Origin of the sequence: Thiohalorhabdus sp. (assembly GCF_036628635.1) — a bacterium.
Lineage (GTDB): Bacteria > Pseudomonadota > Gammaproteobacteria > Thiohalorhabdales > Thiohalorhabdaceae > Thiohalorhabdus.
In genome coordinates this window covers 25,191-39,902 of the sequence record NZ_JAZKRM010000017.1, presented here as the reverse complement: position 1 = coordinate 39,902, position 14,712 = coordinate 25,191, and the positions used below count along the sequence as shown (strand labels likewise).

The window sequence follows — 14,712 nt, the reverse complement described above, 5'->3', positions numbered from 1 at the left end:
GGGAATAATTAGACGGAGCGAAAGGCAAGGGAAGCCATGGCAGACAACGAACGCAGACCGGCGGTTGCCGGCGCCTTTTACGCCGGTGACGCGCAGGGCCTGGCCCGCGAGGTCGGCGACCTTCTGGCACAGGCGCCGGAGCCCGCCGCCGGTTTCCCCAAGGCACTGATCACCCCGCACGCCGGCTTTATGTTCTCCGGACCGACGGCAGCCCGGGCCTATGCCCGCCTGGCCGGGGCAGCGGACACCATCGAGCGGGTGGTGCTGCTGGGGCCCTCCCACCATGTCCCCTTCCGGGGCCTGGCGGCTAGCAGCGCCGAGGGTTTCGTGACCCCGCTGGGGACTGTTCCGGTGGACACGCAGGGCATGGCCGAAGCCCTGGCCCTTCCAGGGGTGGAAGTGCTGGACAGCGCCCACGCCCGGGAGCACAGCCTGGAGACCCAGCTTCCTTTCCTGCAGCGGCTGCTGGGCGACTTCCAGCTGGTCCCCCTGGCGGTGGGCGATTCCACCCCGGAAGAGGTGGGCCGGGTCCTGGAGGCCCTTTGGGGCGGATCGGAGACCCTCATCGTGATCAGCTCCGACCTCTCCCACTTCCACGACGACGCCACCGCCCGGCGCCTCGACCGGGCCACTGCCGAGGCCATCGAGGGCCTGCGGGTGGAAGAGCTGGGCCACGACAACGCCTGCGGCTTCCATCCCGTGCGCGGCCTGCTGTGGGCGGCCCGGCAACGTGGTGGCAGGGTCACCACCCTCGATCTTCGCAATTCGAGCGACGCCGGTGCCCCCAGGGACCGCGTGGTAGGCTACGGCGCCTTCGCCCTGGAGGAAAGCGCATGAGCCGAAATACGCCCGTGGCCGAGAAGAGCCATTCGGATTCGCTCCGGGCCCATGCCGACGAGCTTCTGGAGCTGGCCGAAACTGGCATCGACCACGGTCTGGCCCGAGGCCAGCCCATGGAGCCCGATCTGGATGCGGTTTCCCCCCGCCTGCGCGAGCAGCGGGCCGCCTTCGTTACCCTGCGCCGGGACGGCGACCTGCGGGGCTGCATCGGCAGCCTCGAGGCCCGGCGGCCCCTAGCCCTGGATGTGGCCATCAACGCCTTCGGCGCCGCCTTCCGCGACCCCCGCTTCCCGCCGCTGGAGGCCGCCGAGCGCGACGCCGTCGCATGCAAGATCGAGGTCCTGAGCGTGCCCGAGCCGCTGAGCTTCACCACCGAAGCCGGGCTTCTGGACCAGCTCGTGCCCGGCCGCGATGGCCTGCTTCTGGAGGCGGGCTCCCGCAAGGGGACCTTCCTACCCACGGTCTGGGACCAGCTCCCGGAGCCGGAAGCCTTCTGGCGCCATCTCAAGCGCAAGGCAAACCTGCCTGCCGACTATTTCGACCCCGCCATGCGGGTCCATCGCTACACCACGGAGATCCTGCCCTGAGCGCAACAAGCTGACCGACTGGCGGGGAGTCCGAGCCGGGGTGCCGAAGTCCAAGGAATACACTACCTGTTAAACCCTTTAGGCTGCCCATAGCGCCGGTTTCCTGCCGGCTCCATGGGAAGGGAGTGAGCCATGACGGAACGACTGGCCCGGGGCGACGCGCTGCTCATCGTCGACGTCCAGAACGATTTCTGCCCCGGCGGTGCGCTGGAGGTGCCCGGCGGTGATGCTGTAGTGCCGGTACTCAACCGCTGGATCGAGGCCGCCCGCGAGGCAAGGATACCCATCTACGCCTCCCGCGACTGGCACCCGGAGAACCACATCAGCTTCGTCGACCGGGGGGGGCCGTGGCCGCCCCACTGCATCCAGAACACCCAGGGTGCGGCCTTCCATCCCGACCTCCAGCTCCCCGAGGAGGCCGTCATCATCAGCAAGGGCACCGATCCGGGCAGGGACCAGTATTCGGCTTTCGACGACACCGGGCTGGCCAAGCGGATGCGCGAGCAGGGAGTACAGCGGGTCTGGACAGGCGGATTGGCCCAGGATGTCTGCGTCCGCGCCAGCGTCCTCGATGGCCTAGGTGAGGGCTTCGCCGTGCATCTCGTGCAACCGGCCACCCGCCCGGTGGACGTTAATCCGGGCGACGGCGAGCGCGCCCTGGCGGACATGCGCGAGGCCGGTGCCATCATCGAGGAAGAACCGGAGCCCGCGCCATGAGCCAGCCGGATATCTGGGCGAGCGATCGCAATGGGGCCCTGCTGACCGACCTCTACGAGCTGACCATGATGGAGGCCTACCACCGGGAAGACCTGCATGACACGGCCGTATTCGATCTCTTCATCCGGAAGCTACCTGACAACCGCAACTATCTGCTGGCAGCTGGGCTGGAGTCGGCCCTGACCTACCTGGAGAACCTGCGCTTCACCGAGGAAGCCCTAACCTACCTCGACTCGCTGGGCCATTTCTCCGCCGACTTCCTCGACTATCTGGCCGATTTCCGGTTCACCGGGGACGTCTTCGCCATCCCGGAAGGAACCCCCGTGTTCCCCAACGAGCCGATCCTGGAGATAGTGGCGCCATTGCCCCAGGCCCAGCTGGCGGAAACCATGCTGCTCAACCAGGTCCACCACCAGACCCTCATGGCGTCCAAGGCCAGCCGGGTGGTCGACGCCGCCGGCGAGGGGGCCGTGGTGGATTTCGGGGCCCGGCGCATGCACGGCATCGACGCCAGCCTCAAGGCTGCCCGCGCGTTCCATATCGCCGGAGCGGACGCCACCTCCAACGTCCTCGCCGGCCAGGTCTACGGCATCCCCGTCTCGGGGACCATGGCCCACAGCTACATCGAGGCCCATGCGGACGAGCAGGCGGCCTTCGAGGCCTTCGCGACCGCCTACCCGGAAACGGTGCTGCTGGTGGACACCTACGACACCCTGGAGGGGGTGCGCAAGGTGGCGGATATGGCCCGGCATTGGGGCGAGGCCTTCCGCGTTCGGGCCATCCGGCTGGACTCCGGCGACCTGGCCCGGCTCGCGCGGGAGAGCCGGGCCATCCTGGACGACGCCGGGTTGCAGGAGGTGGGCATCCTGGCCAGCGGCAGCCTCGACGAATACGCCATCGCGGAGCTACGCGCCCAGGACGCCCCCATTGACGGGTACGGGGTGGGAACCCACATGGGGGTTTCGGAGGACGCACCCTATCTGGACAGCGCCTACAAGCTGGTGGAATATGCGGGTGAGCCGCGCATGAAGCTGGCCACCCATAAGGTGACACTGCCCGGGCGCAAGCAAGTATTTCGACAACTGGATGACCGGGGTACCTACCAACGGGATCTGGTGACCCGGGGGTATGAACAAGCACCCGGGACCCCGCTGCTCCGGTCCGTCATGGCGGAGGGTCAGCGGCTGCCGGACAGGGCACCGGATCTAGCGACCATCCGGAGCCACGCCCGCCGTGAGCGGGAGGCCCTACCGTCGCAGCAGCGGGCCCTGGAGGCCGCTCCCGCGCCCTATCCCGTGGCGGTAAGCGAGGATCTAAAGAAGACGGCGGAAACGCTTCGGCAGCGCCTCAGCTCTTAATCTGGGCATTCTCGCGGCGGACCCAGCGCGTGAAGCTATCTTCCTTGATACGGTTCTCCTTGCCGCCATCCGGGGATTGCCAGAGCAGATAGTACTCGCCGTTCTCCACTTTGACATCCACCACTTTGCGGGGCTTTTTGGAGGTATCCTGGGGTGTCCAGACCTGACCCACGGCGTAGCCCTCGGGGCTACTAGGAGCGCCCGCCTTGCCGGCTTCGGGGCTGACTTCGCCAGCTGGTTCTCCGGTCTCGGCAGACGGCTCGGCCCCCTTTGGGGAGGATGGCGGCCCCTCCTCTAGGGCTTCGCCGGTATCCAGGTCCCAGCCCAGACGCCGCCTGACATCCCGGTAGGCCCAGCGGGTAAGCGAAGCCAACCGTTTTCCGGCGTCCTGGGCAAGAAGTCGGCCTTCACGCAGAATGGTTTCCAGTCGTTCCTGCATTGTCCTTCCGTCCTCGCTCATTGGGATCTCCAACTAGGGGTGCGGCCTTCCTTTTCATGCATAAGACAAACATAAACCGCAAACACTCCTTGATCTATCCATCCTCGACCATTTTTGTCCCCGTTGTCACCCGTCTCACCCGGCCGGAAAACCGCCGCGGACGGGGCCCGCTTTTCGGCCATGACGGCGGATAATTCCCGTCTGACCCTGGTGCTCGCCAGCGGCGGCGTGGAAACCGCCACCCTCCTCCATCAGGCCGCTGCGGCAGGCGACAGGGTCCGGGCCGCCTTTGTGGATTACGGCCAGCGCCCTGCGGGAATGGAGCGCCGGGGCGCGGTCGCCCAGTCCCTGGCCGCGGGCGCAACCTTGGAAACCCTGGACATGGCCGCCATTGGCCGCGCCTTTCAGGGCGACAGCGAGCGCCAGTACCATGTCCCTCTGCCTCATCGGAATCTGGTGGTCTTGTCGCTCGGGCTAAGCCTGGCCGACAAGCGCGCCGTCGACCGCCTGTGGGTGGGGTCGACAGCCGACGACGGCAGCGCCTCGCGGAGCGCGTCGGCCTCTTTTTTCCAGCAATTCCGCGACCTGGCAGCAAATCTCGGTACCGTAACCGTGGAAGCCCCCCTGCTGGAGCAAACCAAATCGCAGGTCATCCGCCACGGCTGGGAGCTAGGGGTGGCTTTCGCCAACACCTACAGCTGTCTGCTGGGCTATGCCCGGCCCTGCGGGCAATGTCCCCAGTGCCGCAAGCGGGCCGCAGCCTTTGCCGCGGCGGGCCTGGCGGATCACCCATGCCGACTGGCCAAGGGAGATCCCTGACGTGCGCCTATCCCCCCTTTTTCTGGTTGCCTTCCTGTTCCTGGCCATATTCCTGCTGGCTTTCATCCAGGTGGGGGTGCTCACCATTGCCGTGGACAAGCTGGGCCTGCCACCGATCGCCCTGATCGTGCTTTTGTTCGGATCCCTGCTGGGCAGCGGCGTCAACATCCCCCTATTCAGCATGCGGACAGAGCCGCCGCCCGCCATGCGGGCCCACCCCCTTTACCGTCTCGGGCTGCTCCGGCCCCGGCAGCCCTTTACCGGGCGAACTCGGGTCGCCATCAACCTGGGCGGCGGCGTTATCCCCATCGGCTTCGCCATCTATCTTTGGCTTCATCATCCCCTATCGCTGCTCCCGGTTTTCGGCGCCATCGCAGTGGTGGCCGCCATCAGCTACGTCGCTAGCCGGCCCGTGCCCGGCATGGGCGTGGCCATGCCGCTGTTCGTCGGCCCCATTGCCGCCGCCGTGACCGCCCTTATTCTCGGGGGCGAGCTGAGCGCGCCGCTGGCCTATATATGCGGCACCCTGGGGGTGCTGGTAGGGGCGGACCTTCTGCGCATCGGCGACATCAGCCAGATGGGCACACCGCTGGCGTCAATCGGGGGCGCCGGGACCTTCGACGGCATCTACATCACCGGCATCGTGGCGGTACTGCTGGCCTAACCAGCAGCCAATGGCGCACCGACGGTGTGGCAGGCATAATCGGCTGACCGGAAGGCCGTTTCCGAAACCAGGATCCCAGGTGGTTGGGAGCACGGAGGAAGGGCACCGATGAGCCAGAAGGGGCAGATTACCGACACCGAGCTCCTCGATGTCTTCGAGGCCCAGGGCCAGGGCCTGGAGGGCCTCTCGCCGGAGAAGGTGGCCCCCATCATGCGCGAGCTCGTCGAGATCCTGTGGGCCGAACCGGACGCCGATACCGAGCCGGGGAAACAGCTCCACGGCGAGCTCACCGAGCTTACCGAATTCCTGGAAAGCGATGAGGCCATCCACTTGGTTGCGGCCATGCAGGAAGTCCTGGGGGCCTACACCGCCGGAACCCTGCCCTGGACCGAAGGGGTTTCCACCCATATGCGGGAGGGGGCCGAGGCCATCGCCGAGGAGCTCAATCCGGATCCACCCCGCCAGAAGCTCGAAGAGGCCGTCACCAGCGGCGCCGAACCCCCCCTGGTTCTCGCGGTGGGCCTGGACGAGGATTCCCGGGCCGCCCTGGCCCGGGCCCTGGAGGCGCTGAGTGGGGGCGCTTCGGTAGTCACCGCCGCCACTGCCGAAACGGCGGATACCGTTTGGCAGCAGCAGGCTCCGGCGCTGGCTGTGGTGGATGAAGCCATCGCCGGTGACGACCACGCCCTATTGAGCCGACTCCGCCACCACGACCACTGGACCCCCCTGGTCCTGACTGCCGAATCGGCCACCGACGATGAACGGCGGCAGGCGGTCGCAGCCGGGGCCAACCGGATCTTCACCGGCCCACCCACCGCCCACCGCCTGACCCGGGCCCTCGAGCACCTCTGGTCCTGAAGGAGGCGACCGTGGAAGGCGTATTCCTGGATAGCGGCTCGCTCGATCCCGGCCTGGTTGCCGCCGGCGACGAGGGCGAAGGTGCCGAAACCTCCGGCGATCTCGACCTAACCCGGCTCGAGGCAGCCGCTAACTGGACCTTTTACCCCCACACCGATGCCTCCACGGTTCCCGATCGCATCGCTGGCGCCGACGTGGTCATCACCAACAAGGTGCCCCTGGACGCCCGTGCCATCGCAGCGGCCGACCGTCTCAAGCTGATCGCCATCGCGGCCACCGGCACCGATCATGTAGAACTGGAGGCGGCACACGCCCAGGGCGTGGCGGTGGCCAATGTGGTCGGCTACGCCACCCCCTCGGTCACCCAGCACGTCTTCGCCCTGCTTTTGGCCCTGGCGACCCGGTTACCCCGGTACCAGGCCGCCGTTCGGGCTGGCCGATGGACCGAGAGCCGCCACTTCTGCCTGTTGGACTTCCCCGTGGAAGAGCTGGCCGGGCGGACCCTGGGCATCGCCGGTTACGGCGAGCTGGGCAAAAAGGTTGCCGGAATCGCCGAGGCTTTCGGCATGACCGTACGCATCGCCCAGCTGCCGGGGCGGCCGAACCGCCCGGGCCGGACCCCGCTGGAGGAGCTTCTCCCGGAGCTGGACACCCTGAGCCTGCATTGCCCCCTGACCGACGCCACGCGTGGCCTGATCGGCGCCGAGGAGCTGGCCCGGTTGCCGCAGCACGCCCTGCTGATCAACACCGCCCGCGGCGGCATCGTGGACGAGCCAGCCCTCGCCGAAGCCCTGCGAGCGGGCACCATCGGCGGCGCCGGCGTGGATGTCCTCGGCCAGGAGCCACCGCCTCCGGACCACCCCCTGCTTGCGGGGAACCTACCCAACCTGATCGTCACCCCCCACACCGCCTGGGCCAGTCGGCAGGCTCGTCAGCGTCTGACCGACGAGCTCGCCGCCAATGTTGGGGCTTTCGCGGCCGGCGAGCGTCGCAACCGGGTGGTCTGATGGGCCTCCAGGCTGTCCGGCTCGGGCTGCGACCGCCTCCGTCATCCCCCATGGTCGCCGGCCCGCCTTTGATGTAGGCTGCAATCAATTCCTACCGGAAGCAGGCGAAACGCTTGGACCCGGCCTCTCTACCGATGGTAAAAGGAACCATTAGCCCAACACTGCGGGTAAGGGGATGACCACCCCCACAAACCGAGCACGCCGGCGGGTCCTGGAGACCCAGGAATTGCCTCCCCTCCCCATGGTCGCCGGGGAGCTCTTAGGACTGCTCCAGAGCGATAGCGACGACCAGTTTGAACAGCTTCGGGTCATACTGGAGCGCGATCCGGGCCTGTCGGCGCGGGTAATGGGCTGGGCCAACTCCGCCTACTTCGGCACCCGGGGCAATGTCCGCCACCTTGACCGGGCCATCTTCGGCATCCTGGGTCTGCGCACGGTCAAGAGCCTGCTGCTATCCATCCTCCTCAGCCGGGCCTTCGACACCCGTTCCTGCCCCCACTTCGACCTGACGAATTACTGGTATTGCGCCCTGCTCACCGGCCACTGCGCCAAGGCAATGACCCCTCGACGCCAGGCAGGCCCGCCACTGGATTCGGAAAACGCCTTTCTGGGCGGTCTGTTGCACAATCTTGGCACCTTGCTGCTGGTCCATCTCTACCCCGAGGCCATGGACGGTGTCCTGAAGGGCCTGGATGATCCGGATGATGGCCATCTGCGTGACGCCGAGATGGCCGCCATCGGGGTCGATCATTGCGCTGCCGGGGCCGGGCTGGGGCGCCGCTGGCACCTTCCCGACGATGTCATCGGGGTGATAGCCAACTACAGCACACAGCGGCCGGAGGAAACCGGAGCCCTGCCGGTGCAGGTGGGCTTGTGCCGGCAGCAGGTGGATGCCCTGCTGGCCACGGACAAGGAGGATCCGGCGACCTCGGCCCTGCAGGTGCCCCAATGGCTCCCCATCGCGCAGGAGCACTGGAACGAGGGAGTGGGGCAAATGATCCGGGAGCGTGGCCGCCTGCGCAACCTGGCCAGGGATATGGCCTAGCATTGCGCCCAACCGCCGATCCCGTTGGGATCTTGGCTTATCCTCAGGGGTTGCAATGCGCTTCAAGCATTTTAGAACGTCCCAAGAATCCCCTACCCTCTCGGGCTCTGACTTGCTAGCGCCGGACCGGGTAGGGGAGCAACTTCCGGGCTAGAGCGCTATGGATTCCCGTCCCTTCGCCTATGCCACCAACGAGCTGCGGCACCAGTTCACCAACCTGCTGGATTCGCTGTCGGCCCTGCGGTCGTTGATCGAAACCGACACCCGGCAGATGGATGAAGCCACCATGCTTGATCAGGCGTTGCAGACACTGGCCGAGCACCAGGATCTGGAGCGGTCATCGGTCTTCCTTCTGCGCGATGGTCGCCTGGAGAACAGCACCGGCCTTGACCAACGGGAGTTCGCCCCCGGCTCCCGGCAGCGGACTTCGACCGCAACCGGTCCGCCCACCAACTTCACCGCCAACGCGGGCGTCATGGGGGCGGCGGCGACCACCGGCGAAGCCCAGCATGTGGGCGACTGCCGCCAGGACCCCCGCTACCGACCCTGGGGAGACGAGCGTGACCGGGGGGCCGGTGCCCTGATCGCCATTCCCATGATGGAGGGGAGCCAGGTAATCGGGGTGCTCAATGTCGCCCATCCCGAACCCCATGCCTTCAGTGCCTGGCACGAGCACATGCTCCAGGTCTTCGCCACCATGCTCAGCCACATGCTGCTCAATCACCGCCTGGTGAATTCCCTCGAGGAGCACGTCCGCCAGCGTACCGCCCAGCTGGAGGAGGCCCTGGTCGAGGCGGAGCAGCTCAAGACCCAGTTCGAGCAGCTCGCCGGCATCGACGAGCTAACCACCCTGTACAATCGCCGCTTCTTCTTCCCCGAGGCCTCCGCCGAGCTAGCCCGCAGCCTACGCCATGAGCGCCCCTTGACCCTTTTAATGATCGACCTGGACCACTTCAAAACCATCAACGACGTTCACGGCCACTCCGCCGGCGACCAGGTTCTGGGCGACGTGGCCGCCCTTTTCCGGGACCAGCTGCGGGAGGGCGATATCCTGGCCCGTGTGGGGGGCGAGGAGTTCGTCATGATGCTGACCGACACCGACTCGGAGGGCGCGAACCGGCTAGCCGAGCGCCTCCAGCAGGACCTCAGGAACCGCACCTGGAGCGACGCCGACGGCTATCAATTCGGCCTGACCGCCAGTATCGGCATTGCCGAGCTGCACCACGCGGAGGAGTCGGCTGCCGTCGATTCTCAGCGCCTCCTGGACCGCCTCATGACGGAGGCGGACCGTGCGGTCTACACCTCCAAAGCCGCGGGCCGCGACCGCATCACGGTGTATACCGAGTAACCAGGCAGCCAACCCTGGCCCGGCCTCACGCCTCCCGGGGACAGGTCCGGAATCCGGCGAGGACATCACACCGCCCCGGGGTGAAGAAGTTGCGCCAGGTGTTACGCAGCATGCGGCCGCGTGTAGCCCATGCCCCACCCCGGATAACCCGGTTGTCGCCGAACCAAGGCTGGGAATAGTCCTTGTAGGGGTCGGGAACGAAGCCCGGATAGGGCTCGAAGGGCGATGCCGTCCACTCCCACAGGTTGCCGATCATCTGCCGGCAGCCGAAAGCGCTGTCGCCGCCCGGGCAGTCGGCCACGTCCAGCGGCCCCAGGTAGCGGCCGTCAACATTGGCCCGATCCATGGTGGGCCGGCCCTCGCCCCACGGGAAACGGCGCTTGCGCTCGGCGAGGGCGGAACCGGCGCCGTCCGGCTCGCCGGCAGCCGCCGCCTCCCACTCCGCCTCGGTGGGCAGGCGCCGCCCGGCCCAGCTGCAGTAGGCCTCGGCCTCGTGCGCGCTGACGTGGCTCACCGGGGCATTCGGTGGCAGGGGCCGCCAACCGTCGAAGTCCTTGATGAGCCAGTCGCCGCCGCCGTCATCGGCCCAGTACACGGGGCGTTCGCGGCCCTGGGTCTGCAGCCACTGCCAGCCGGCCTCGGACCACCAGCGCGGCTCGCGATAGCCGCCGTCGGCAACGAACTCGGCGAACTCGGCATTGGTCACCGGCGCCCGGGCGATCCGGAACGGGCGCAGTTCCACCCGGTGGGCCCACTTCTCGTTGTCGAACACGAAGGGCTCGCCCTCGAAGGCGCCCAGCCAGAACACCCCGCCAGGGACCGCCACGTCCCCGGGCAGGTCCCCGACCCGAGGCTCGTCGTCGGGATCCAGGCCGCCGCCGGTGTCGGCGAAGTCCGGGCGAGGCTGGCCCAGGGTCTGGCGGGTGTAGGTGAAGGCCTCGTCGTGCATGTCCTCGTGGTAGGTGGTCAGCTGATAGAAGTAGCTGTCCGCCACGGGCGCCGCGTCGCTGCCGAGCGACTCCAGTCGGGCCCCAAGGGCGTTGTGCACCTGGGTCATGTAGGCGATGGTATCCTCCAGCGCCGGCAGCGACAGCTGCCACCGGTCGTCGTGGGGGATGGCCGAGGAATCGTAGAGGGCGTCGGCGTTGGGGATCATGGGCTCGCGCCCGTCCAGATGACGCAGGATCCAGTACTCGTGAAACCACGCCACGTGGCCGATCTCCCACAGCAACGGATTGATCGTGGCCAGCATGGGCTCGGTGAGCTGAGGCCCTTCCAGGCCTTCCACCAGCTCAAAGGTGCGCGCCCGTGCATCCGCCATCATGTCCAGCAGGATGTCTGCCTGAACCGGTTTCGTCATGATCGCCTACCTTGTTGCTTGACCGGAAGAAATCACCTAGAAATTCATCCGCAGATGACGCCGATGAACCCAGATGGAAACGAAAATGGTCTGGGCTTCTCTGCCCGCCCCTATTCTTCAGTCATCATCCACAAACAATAGGTGAAGGAGCCTGGGTTCCGCGATTGGATGGCGATTTAGGTGGGCCGATCGCTGGCCCGGGCCTTGCACCCGCAAGCCGGTCAAAATCCATGGTGCCTTTAAGAACGCTTGTCTAGGATAAACAAGATGGATTCTTATCTGCGTTCATCGGCGTCATCTACGGATAAGCCGTTCCCGGAGGGCCCTTGCGCATCCGAATAGTCACGCCCGCCGCCCGCGGCTCCCGCTCCGGCAATCGCGCCACCGCCGAGCGGTGGGCGCGCTTCCTGCGCGCAGGGGGGCATCGGGTGACGGTGGCCACGGACTACGCCGGCGAGCCCGCCGACGCCCTGATCGCCCTCCATGCCTGGCGCACCGCTGGGGCGGTGGACCGCTTCCGCCAGCGCCATCCGGAGCGGCCGCTGGTCGTAGCGCTCACCGGAACCGATCTCTACCGCTTCCAGTACACCGACCCGGAAACCACTCACCGGACTATGTCGGCCGCCGATTGCCTGGTGGGTATCCACGAAGCCGTGGCCGAAGACATACCCTCGGCCTATTGGGACAAGCTGAGAGTGATCATCCAGTCGGCTCGACCTCCCACCGATCCCCGCCGCCCCGTCAAGCGCGAATTCCGGGCCCTGGTCATCGGGCACCTGCGCGACGTCAAGGACCCCTTCCGTGCCGCCCGGGCGGCACGGCTGCTGCCGGGGGACTCGCGGCTAATGATCCACCATCTGGGCCTAGCCCCCGACGAAGATTGGGCGGCGGCCGCCCGCAGTGAGATGGCGGCCAATCCGCGCTACCGCTGGCACGGCGAACTGCCTCATTGGCGGGTTCGGCGGGCCCTTTCCCGCTCCCATGCTTTGATCCATCCCTCACTCATGGAGGGCGGCGCCAACGCCGTGGGCGAGGCCATCATCGCCGGGGTACCGGTGCTCGCCTCGGCCATTCCCGGCAACACCGGACTGCTCGGTGCGGACTACCCGGCCACCTTCCCGGCCGAGGCTACTCAGACCCTGGCCGATCTGCTGCAGCGCACCGAGGCCGATGCCGGGTTCTACAACCGGTTAACGGAGCGCTGCCGGCAGCGCGCCCCCCTCTTCGAGCCCGAGCGCGAAGGCGCCGACTGGCGTACCCTGATGGATACTCTCAGGGGGTGACCCCCGAATCCTGGGCGGCGACAGTGCTACCCGGCTCGTCGGCTGTCCGGGCCGCCTGGCCGCCTTCGGGGACCACATCGATGGGCGCCTGGGCACCGCTGTCGGGACGTACCCGGCCGATGAGGGCGGCATCGGGATAGCCGGCGGCCTGCATGGCGGCAAGGCAATCCTCAACCTGATCGGCGGGCACACTTGCCAGCAGGCCTCCCGCGGTCTGAGGATCGAACAGCAACGGATAGCGTTCGTCCGCGCCGGCCCCTTCGGGATCGCGTACCGCCCGGCGCAGGCGGACATTCTCCGGCTGCAAGGAGCTGAACACCCCAGCGCGGATCGTCTCCAGCGCCCCGTCAAGGACGGGCAGATCGGCGAGCCGGATCTCGGCGTCCACTTCAGAGGGCTTGGTCATCTCCACCAGATGGCCGAGCAGACCGAAGCCGGTGACATCGGTACAGGCGGTGGCCCCGTGCTCGAACAGGATCTCGGCCCCGCGGCGGTTGGAGGTGGCCATGACGTCCAGGGCTCCGGCGACCCAGGCTCCCCGGGCCAAGTGGCGCATATCCGCGGCGAACAGGGTGCCGGTACCCACGGGCTTGGTCAGGATCAGGCTATCGCCGGGCTGCATGCCGCCCTTGCGCAGGATGCGGTCGCGCTCCACCAGGCCGTTGACGGCGAAACCGAAGGCCAGCTCCGCCCCCTCACCGGTGTGGCCGCCCACCAGGGCGGTGTTGCTGTCCTCGAACACGGACAGGGCCCCCGCCATCATCTGGTAGATCTGCTCCTCAACCTTGTCGTCGCGGCCGTAGGGCACGGTGGCCAGAGCCATGGCCGACTGCGGATCGGCGTTCATGGCAAAGATGTCGCCCAGGCTGTGGTTGGCCGCGATCTGGCCGAAGACGTAGGGGTCGTCGATCATGGCCCGGAAGAAGTCCACGGTCTCCACCATGACCTTGCCCTCGGGTACCTCCACCACCGCGGCGTCATCGGGGTCATCGAGGCCAACCAGGATGTCGTCCCGCACCACCGGGGCCAGCCGGGCCAGGGCCCGGGAGAGCACCGAGGCCCCCACCTTGGCGCCGCAGCCGCCGCAGCGCATGGCAACGGTGGATATCTCCTTGAGCGCCTCCGGACCGCCGGCAACGGCCTCGCTCACATCGGTTTCCTGCTCCTCCGCCATACGGGGCAGATCGTGGTATTTGGCCATGAAGCGCTCGTCGATGCGACGCTTGACCCGCCACAGCCAGTCACCCTCCACCGCCCAGGTACCGCGGGCCGCAACGGCATGCTCATTGCCAGTACCGACGATTGCCAGCGCCCGCTTCTGGGGGACGTAGCGCTTCAGCCGACGCCGGAGCAGGGCCCGGCGCAGGTTTTCCGCCAGGGGCGGGCCCTGCCGCACGGCGTAGACCCCGGACTTGGGCCGAGGCCGGGCGCTAATGGTGGCGATATCGCCGCTGGCGAAGACCTCCGGGTGGGAGGTAGATTGGAGATAATCGTTGATGGCCGCGAAGCCATTGTCGTCCGTGGCCAGACCGGAGTCGGCGATCCATTCCGGAGCCGCTGCCTGGGTAACCCAAAGCGGCGCGTCGGTGTCCAGGGCGCGGCCGTCGGCCAGAAGTAGCCGGCCTGGGGTAACCTCCGCCACGGGCGCGGCGGTGTGCACCCGGATGCCCCGCTCGTCGAGAATGCGGGCGAACTTGCGCTGGGCCCGGCGATTGAAGGCGGGAAGGACGGTCTCCTCGGCCGAAACCAGATCGAACCGCAGGCGTTGGGGGTCGCCGCCAACAGCGGCGACCTCCCGCCGCAGGGCGTGGCGCACGGCCAGGACCAGCTCGACACCGCCGGCCCCGGCCCCGACCACAGCGACCCGGTAGGGGCCACCGCTGGCCACCGCTGCCGCCTTGACGGCTTCCCAATGGGCAAGCCACCGGTCAATGGGCTTGACCGGGAGGGCATGCTCGCGGGCGCCGGGGACCATGCCGGTGTCGGGCTTGGACCCGATATCCAGGGAGAGCAGGTCGTAGGCCATGGGGGGCCGGTCGGCGCAAAGCACCCGGCCGTTTTCCAGGTCGAGCCCGGTGGCCTCGGCGTGGATCAGGCGGGCCCCGGCGAACCGGCTCAGTGGCCCCAGGTCAATGTGGCAGTCCTCGAAGCCGTAATGGCCGGCGACGTAGCCGGGCAGCATGCCCGAATAGGGCGTCTGAAGGTCGCGGGCCACCAGGGTCAACCGGACCCCGGGCTCCGGCTTCATGCCGAACCGGCGCATCACGGCGATGTGGCTGTGGCCACCGCCTACCAGAACCAAATCCTTCAGAACCGGCGTATTGCTGGATCCCTGCATAGGCCTTTCTTTCAAATGGATAATCATGCTCCCCCGGGCGACCCCTGGG

At 67.6% G+C, this 14,712-nt stretch carries 14 protein-coding genes; 11 read left to right on the top strand and 3 right to left on the bottom strand.

Annotated elements, in window-relative coordinates; genetic code table 11:
* Positions 1-36: 36 nt before the first annotated feature.
* The 4 genes from amrB to V5A19_RS07500 all read left to right on the top strand — a co-directional run bounded on the left by amrB (position 37) and on the right by V5A19_RS07500 (position 3,502).
* Complete coding sequence (amrB, locus tag V5A19_RS07515) at positions 37-837, top strand: AmmeMemoRadiSam system protein B (protein ID WP_332318517.1); 801 nt, start codon at positions 37-39, stop codon at positions 835-837.
* Entirely contained in the window at positions 834-1,427 is a 594-nt protein-coding gene (gene amrA / locus V5A19_RS07510) for an AmmeMemoRadiSam system protein A (protein WP_332318518.1), read from the top strand. The genes amrB and amrA overlap by 4 nt, the downstream gene beginning before the upstream one ends.
* 132 nt (positions 1,428-1,559) lie before the next feature.
* A complete protein-coding gene (locus V5A19_RS07505) occupies positions 1,560-2,144 on the top strand; it encodes a nicotinamidase (protein ID WP_332318519.1) in 585 nt (194 codons plus the stop codon).
* A complete protein-coding gene (locus V5A19_RS07500; protein ID WP_332318520.1) occupies positions 2,141-3,502 on the top strand; it encodes a nicotinate phosphoribosyltransferase in 1,362 nt (453 codons plus the stop codon). Before V5A19_RS07505 ends, V5A19_RS07500 begins: the two co-directional genes overlap by 4 nt.
* Here V5A19_RS07500 and V5A19_RS07495 read toward each other — a convergent pair.
* A complete protein-coding gene (locus V5A19_RS07495; RefSeq protein WP_332318521.1) occupies positions 3,492-3,962 on the bottom strand; it encodes a hypothetical protein in 471 nt (156 codons plus the stop codon). The genes V5A19_RS07500 and V5A19_RS07495 overlap by 11 nt on opposite strands.
* Before the next feature lie 159 nt (positions 3,963-4,121).
* Here V5A19_RS07495 and V5A19_RS07490 point away from each other — a divergent pair, with 159 nt between their 5' ends.
* From V5A19_RS07490 to V5A19_RS07465, 6 genes are all read left to right on the top strand, one after another.
* A complete protein-coding gene (locus V5A19_RS07490; RefSeq protein WP_332318522.1) occupies positions 4,122-4,760 on the top strand; it encodes a 7-cyano-7-deazaguanine synthase in 639 nt (212 codons plus the stop codon).
* Position 4,761: 1 nt separating this feature from the next.
* On the top strand, positions 4,762-5,424 hold the full coding sequence (locus V5A19_RS07485) for a DUF1614 domain-containing protein (protein ID WP_332318523.1): 663 nt from the start codon (positions 4,762-4,764) through the stop codon (positions 5,422-5,424).
* Positions 5,425-5,532: 108 nt separating this feature from the next.
* The gene (locus V5A19_RS07480; RefSeq protein ID WP_332318524.1) at positions 5,533-6,282 is read left to right on the top strand and encodes a hypothetical protein; all 750 of its coding nucleotides are present in this window, start codon (positions 5,533-5,535) and stop codon (positions 6,280-6,282) included.
* Positions 6,283-6,293: 11 nt separating this feature from the next.
* A complete protein-coding gene (locus V5A19_RS07475; protein WP_332318525.1) occupies positions 6,294-7,289 on the top strand; it encodes an NAD(P)-dependent oxidoreductase in 996 nt (331 codons plus the stop codon).
* 175 nt (positions 7,290-7,464) lie between these two features.
* Complete coding sequence (locus tag V5A19_RS07470) at positions 7,465-8,334, top strand: HDOD domain-containing protein (protein WP_332318526.1); 870 nt, start codon at positions 7,465-7,467, stop codon at positions 8,332-8,334.
* A gap of 160 nt (positions 8,335-8,494) precedes the next feature.
* Complete coding sequence (locus V5A19_RS07465; protein WP_332318527.1) at positions 8,495-9,682, top strand: sensor domain-containing diguanylate cyclase; 1,188 nt, start codon at positions 8,495-8,497, stop codon at positions 9,680-9,682.
* A gap of 25 nt (positions 9,683-9,707) precedes the next feature.
* Here the strand turns inward: V5A19_RS07465 and senA are convergent, their stop codons facing one another.
* Positions 9,708-11,042: a selenoneine synthase SenA gene (gene senA / locus V5A19_RS07460; RefSeq protein ID WP_332318528.1), complete on the bottom strand. Its 1,335-nt coding sequence runs from the start codon at positions 11,040-11,042 to the stop codon at positions 9,708-9,710.
* A gap of 326 nt (positions 11,043-11,368) precedes the next feature.
* On the opposite strand from senA, the gene senB reads away from it, so the two are divergent.
* The gene (gene senB / locus V5A19_RS07455) at positions 11,369-12,325 is read left to right on the top strand and encodes a selenoneine biosynthesis selenosugar synthase SenB (protein ID WP_332318529.1); all 957 of its coding nucleotides are present in this window, start codon (positions 11,369-11,371) and stop codon (positions 12,323-12,325) included.
* On the opposite strand, the gene selD is transcribed toward senB, so the two are convergent.
* Entirely contained in the window at positions 12,315-14,663 is a 2,349-nt protein-coding gene (gene selD, locus V5A19_RS07450) for a selenide, water dikinase SelD (protein ID WP_332318530.1), read from the bottom strand. The two genes, senB and selD, sit on opposite strands and share 11 nt — an antisense overlap.
* Between the last annotated feature and the right edge of the window lie 49 nt (positions 14,664-14,712).

Excerpts from the sequence above, each read along its gene's own strand:
- amrB (WP_332318517.1), top strand. The coding sequence starts at position 37 with ATGGCAGACAACGAACGCAGACCGGCGGTTGCCGGCGCCTTTTACGCC.
- amrA (WP_332318518.1), top strand. The coding sequence starts at position 834 with ATGAGCCGAAATACGCCCGTGGCCGAGAAGAGCCATTCGGATTCGCTC.
- V5A19_RS07505 (WP_332318519.1), top strand. The coding sequence starts at position 1,560 with ATGACGGAACGACTGGCCCGGGGCGACGCGCTGCTCATCGTCGACGTC.
- V5A19_RS07500 (WP_332318520.1), top strand. The coding sequence starts at position 2,141 with ATGAGCCAGCCGGATATCTGGGCGAGCGATCGCAATGGGGCCCTGCTG.
- V5A19_RS07495 (WP_332318521.1), bottom strand. The coding sequence starts at position 3,962 with ATGAGCGAGGACGGAAGGACAATGCAGGAACGACTGGAAACCATTCTG.
- V5A19_RS07490 (WP_332318522.1), top strand. The coding sequence starts at position 4,122 with ATGACGGCGGATAATTCCCGTCTGACCCTGGTGCTCGCCAGCGGCGGC.
- V5A19_RS07480 (WP_332318524.1), top strand. The coding sequence starts at position 5,533 with ATGAGCCAGAAGGGGCAGATTACCGACACCGAGCTCCTCGATGTCTTC.
- V5A19_RS07470 (WP_332318526.1), top strand. The coding sequence starts at position 7,465 with ATGACCACCCCCACAAACCGAGCACGCCGGCGGGTCCTGGAGACCCAG.
- V5A19_RS07465 (WP_332318527.1), top strand. The coding sequence starts at position 8,495 with ATGGATTCCCGTCCCTTCGCCTATGCCACCAACGAGCTGCGGCACCAG.
- senA (WP_332318528.1), bottom strand. The coding sequence starts at position 11,042 with ATGACGAAACCGGTTCAGGCAGACATCCTGCTGGACATGATGGCGGAT.
- selD (WP_332318530.1), bottom strand. The coding sequence starts at position 14,663 with ATGCAGGGATCCAGCAATACGCCGGTTCTGAAGGATTTGGTTCTGGTA.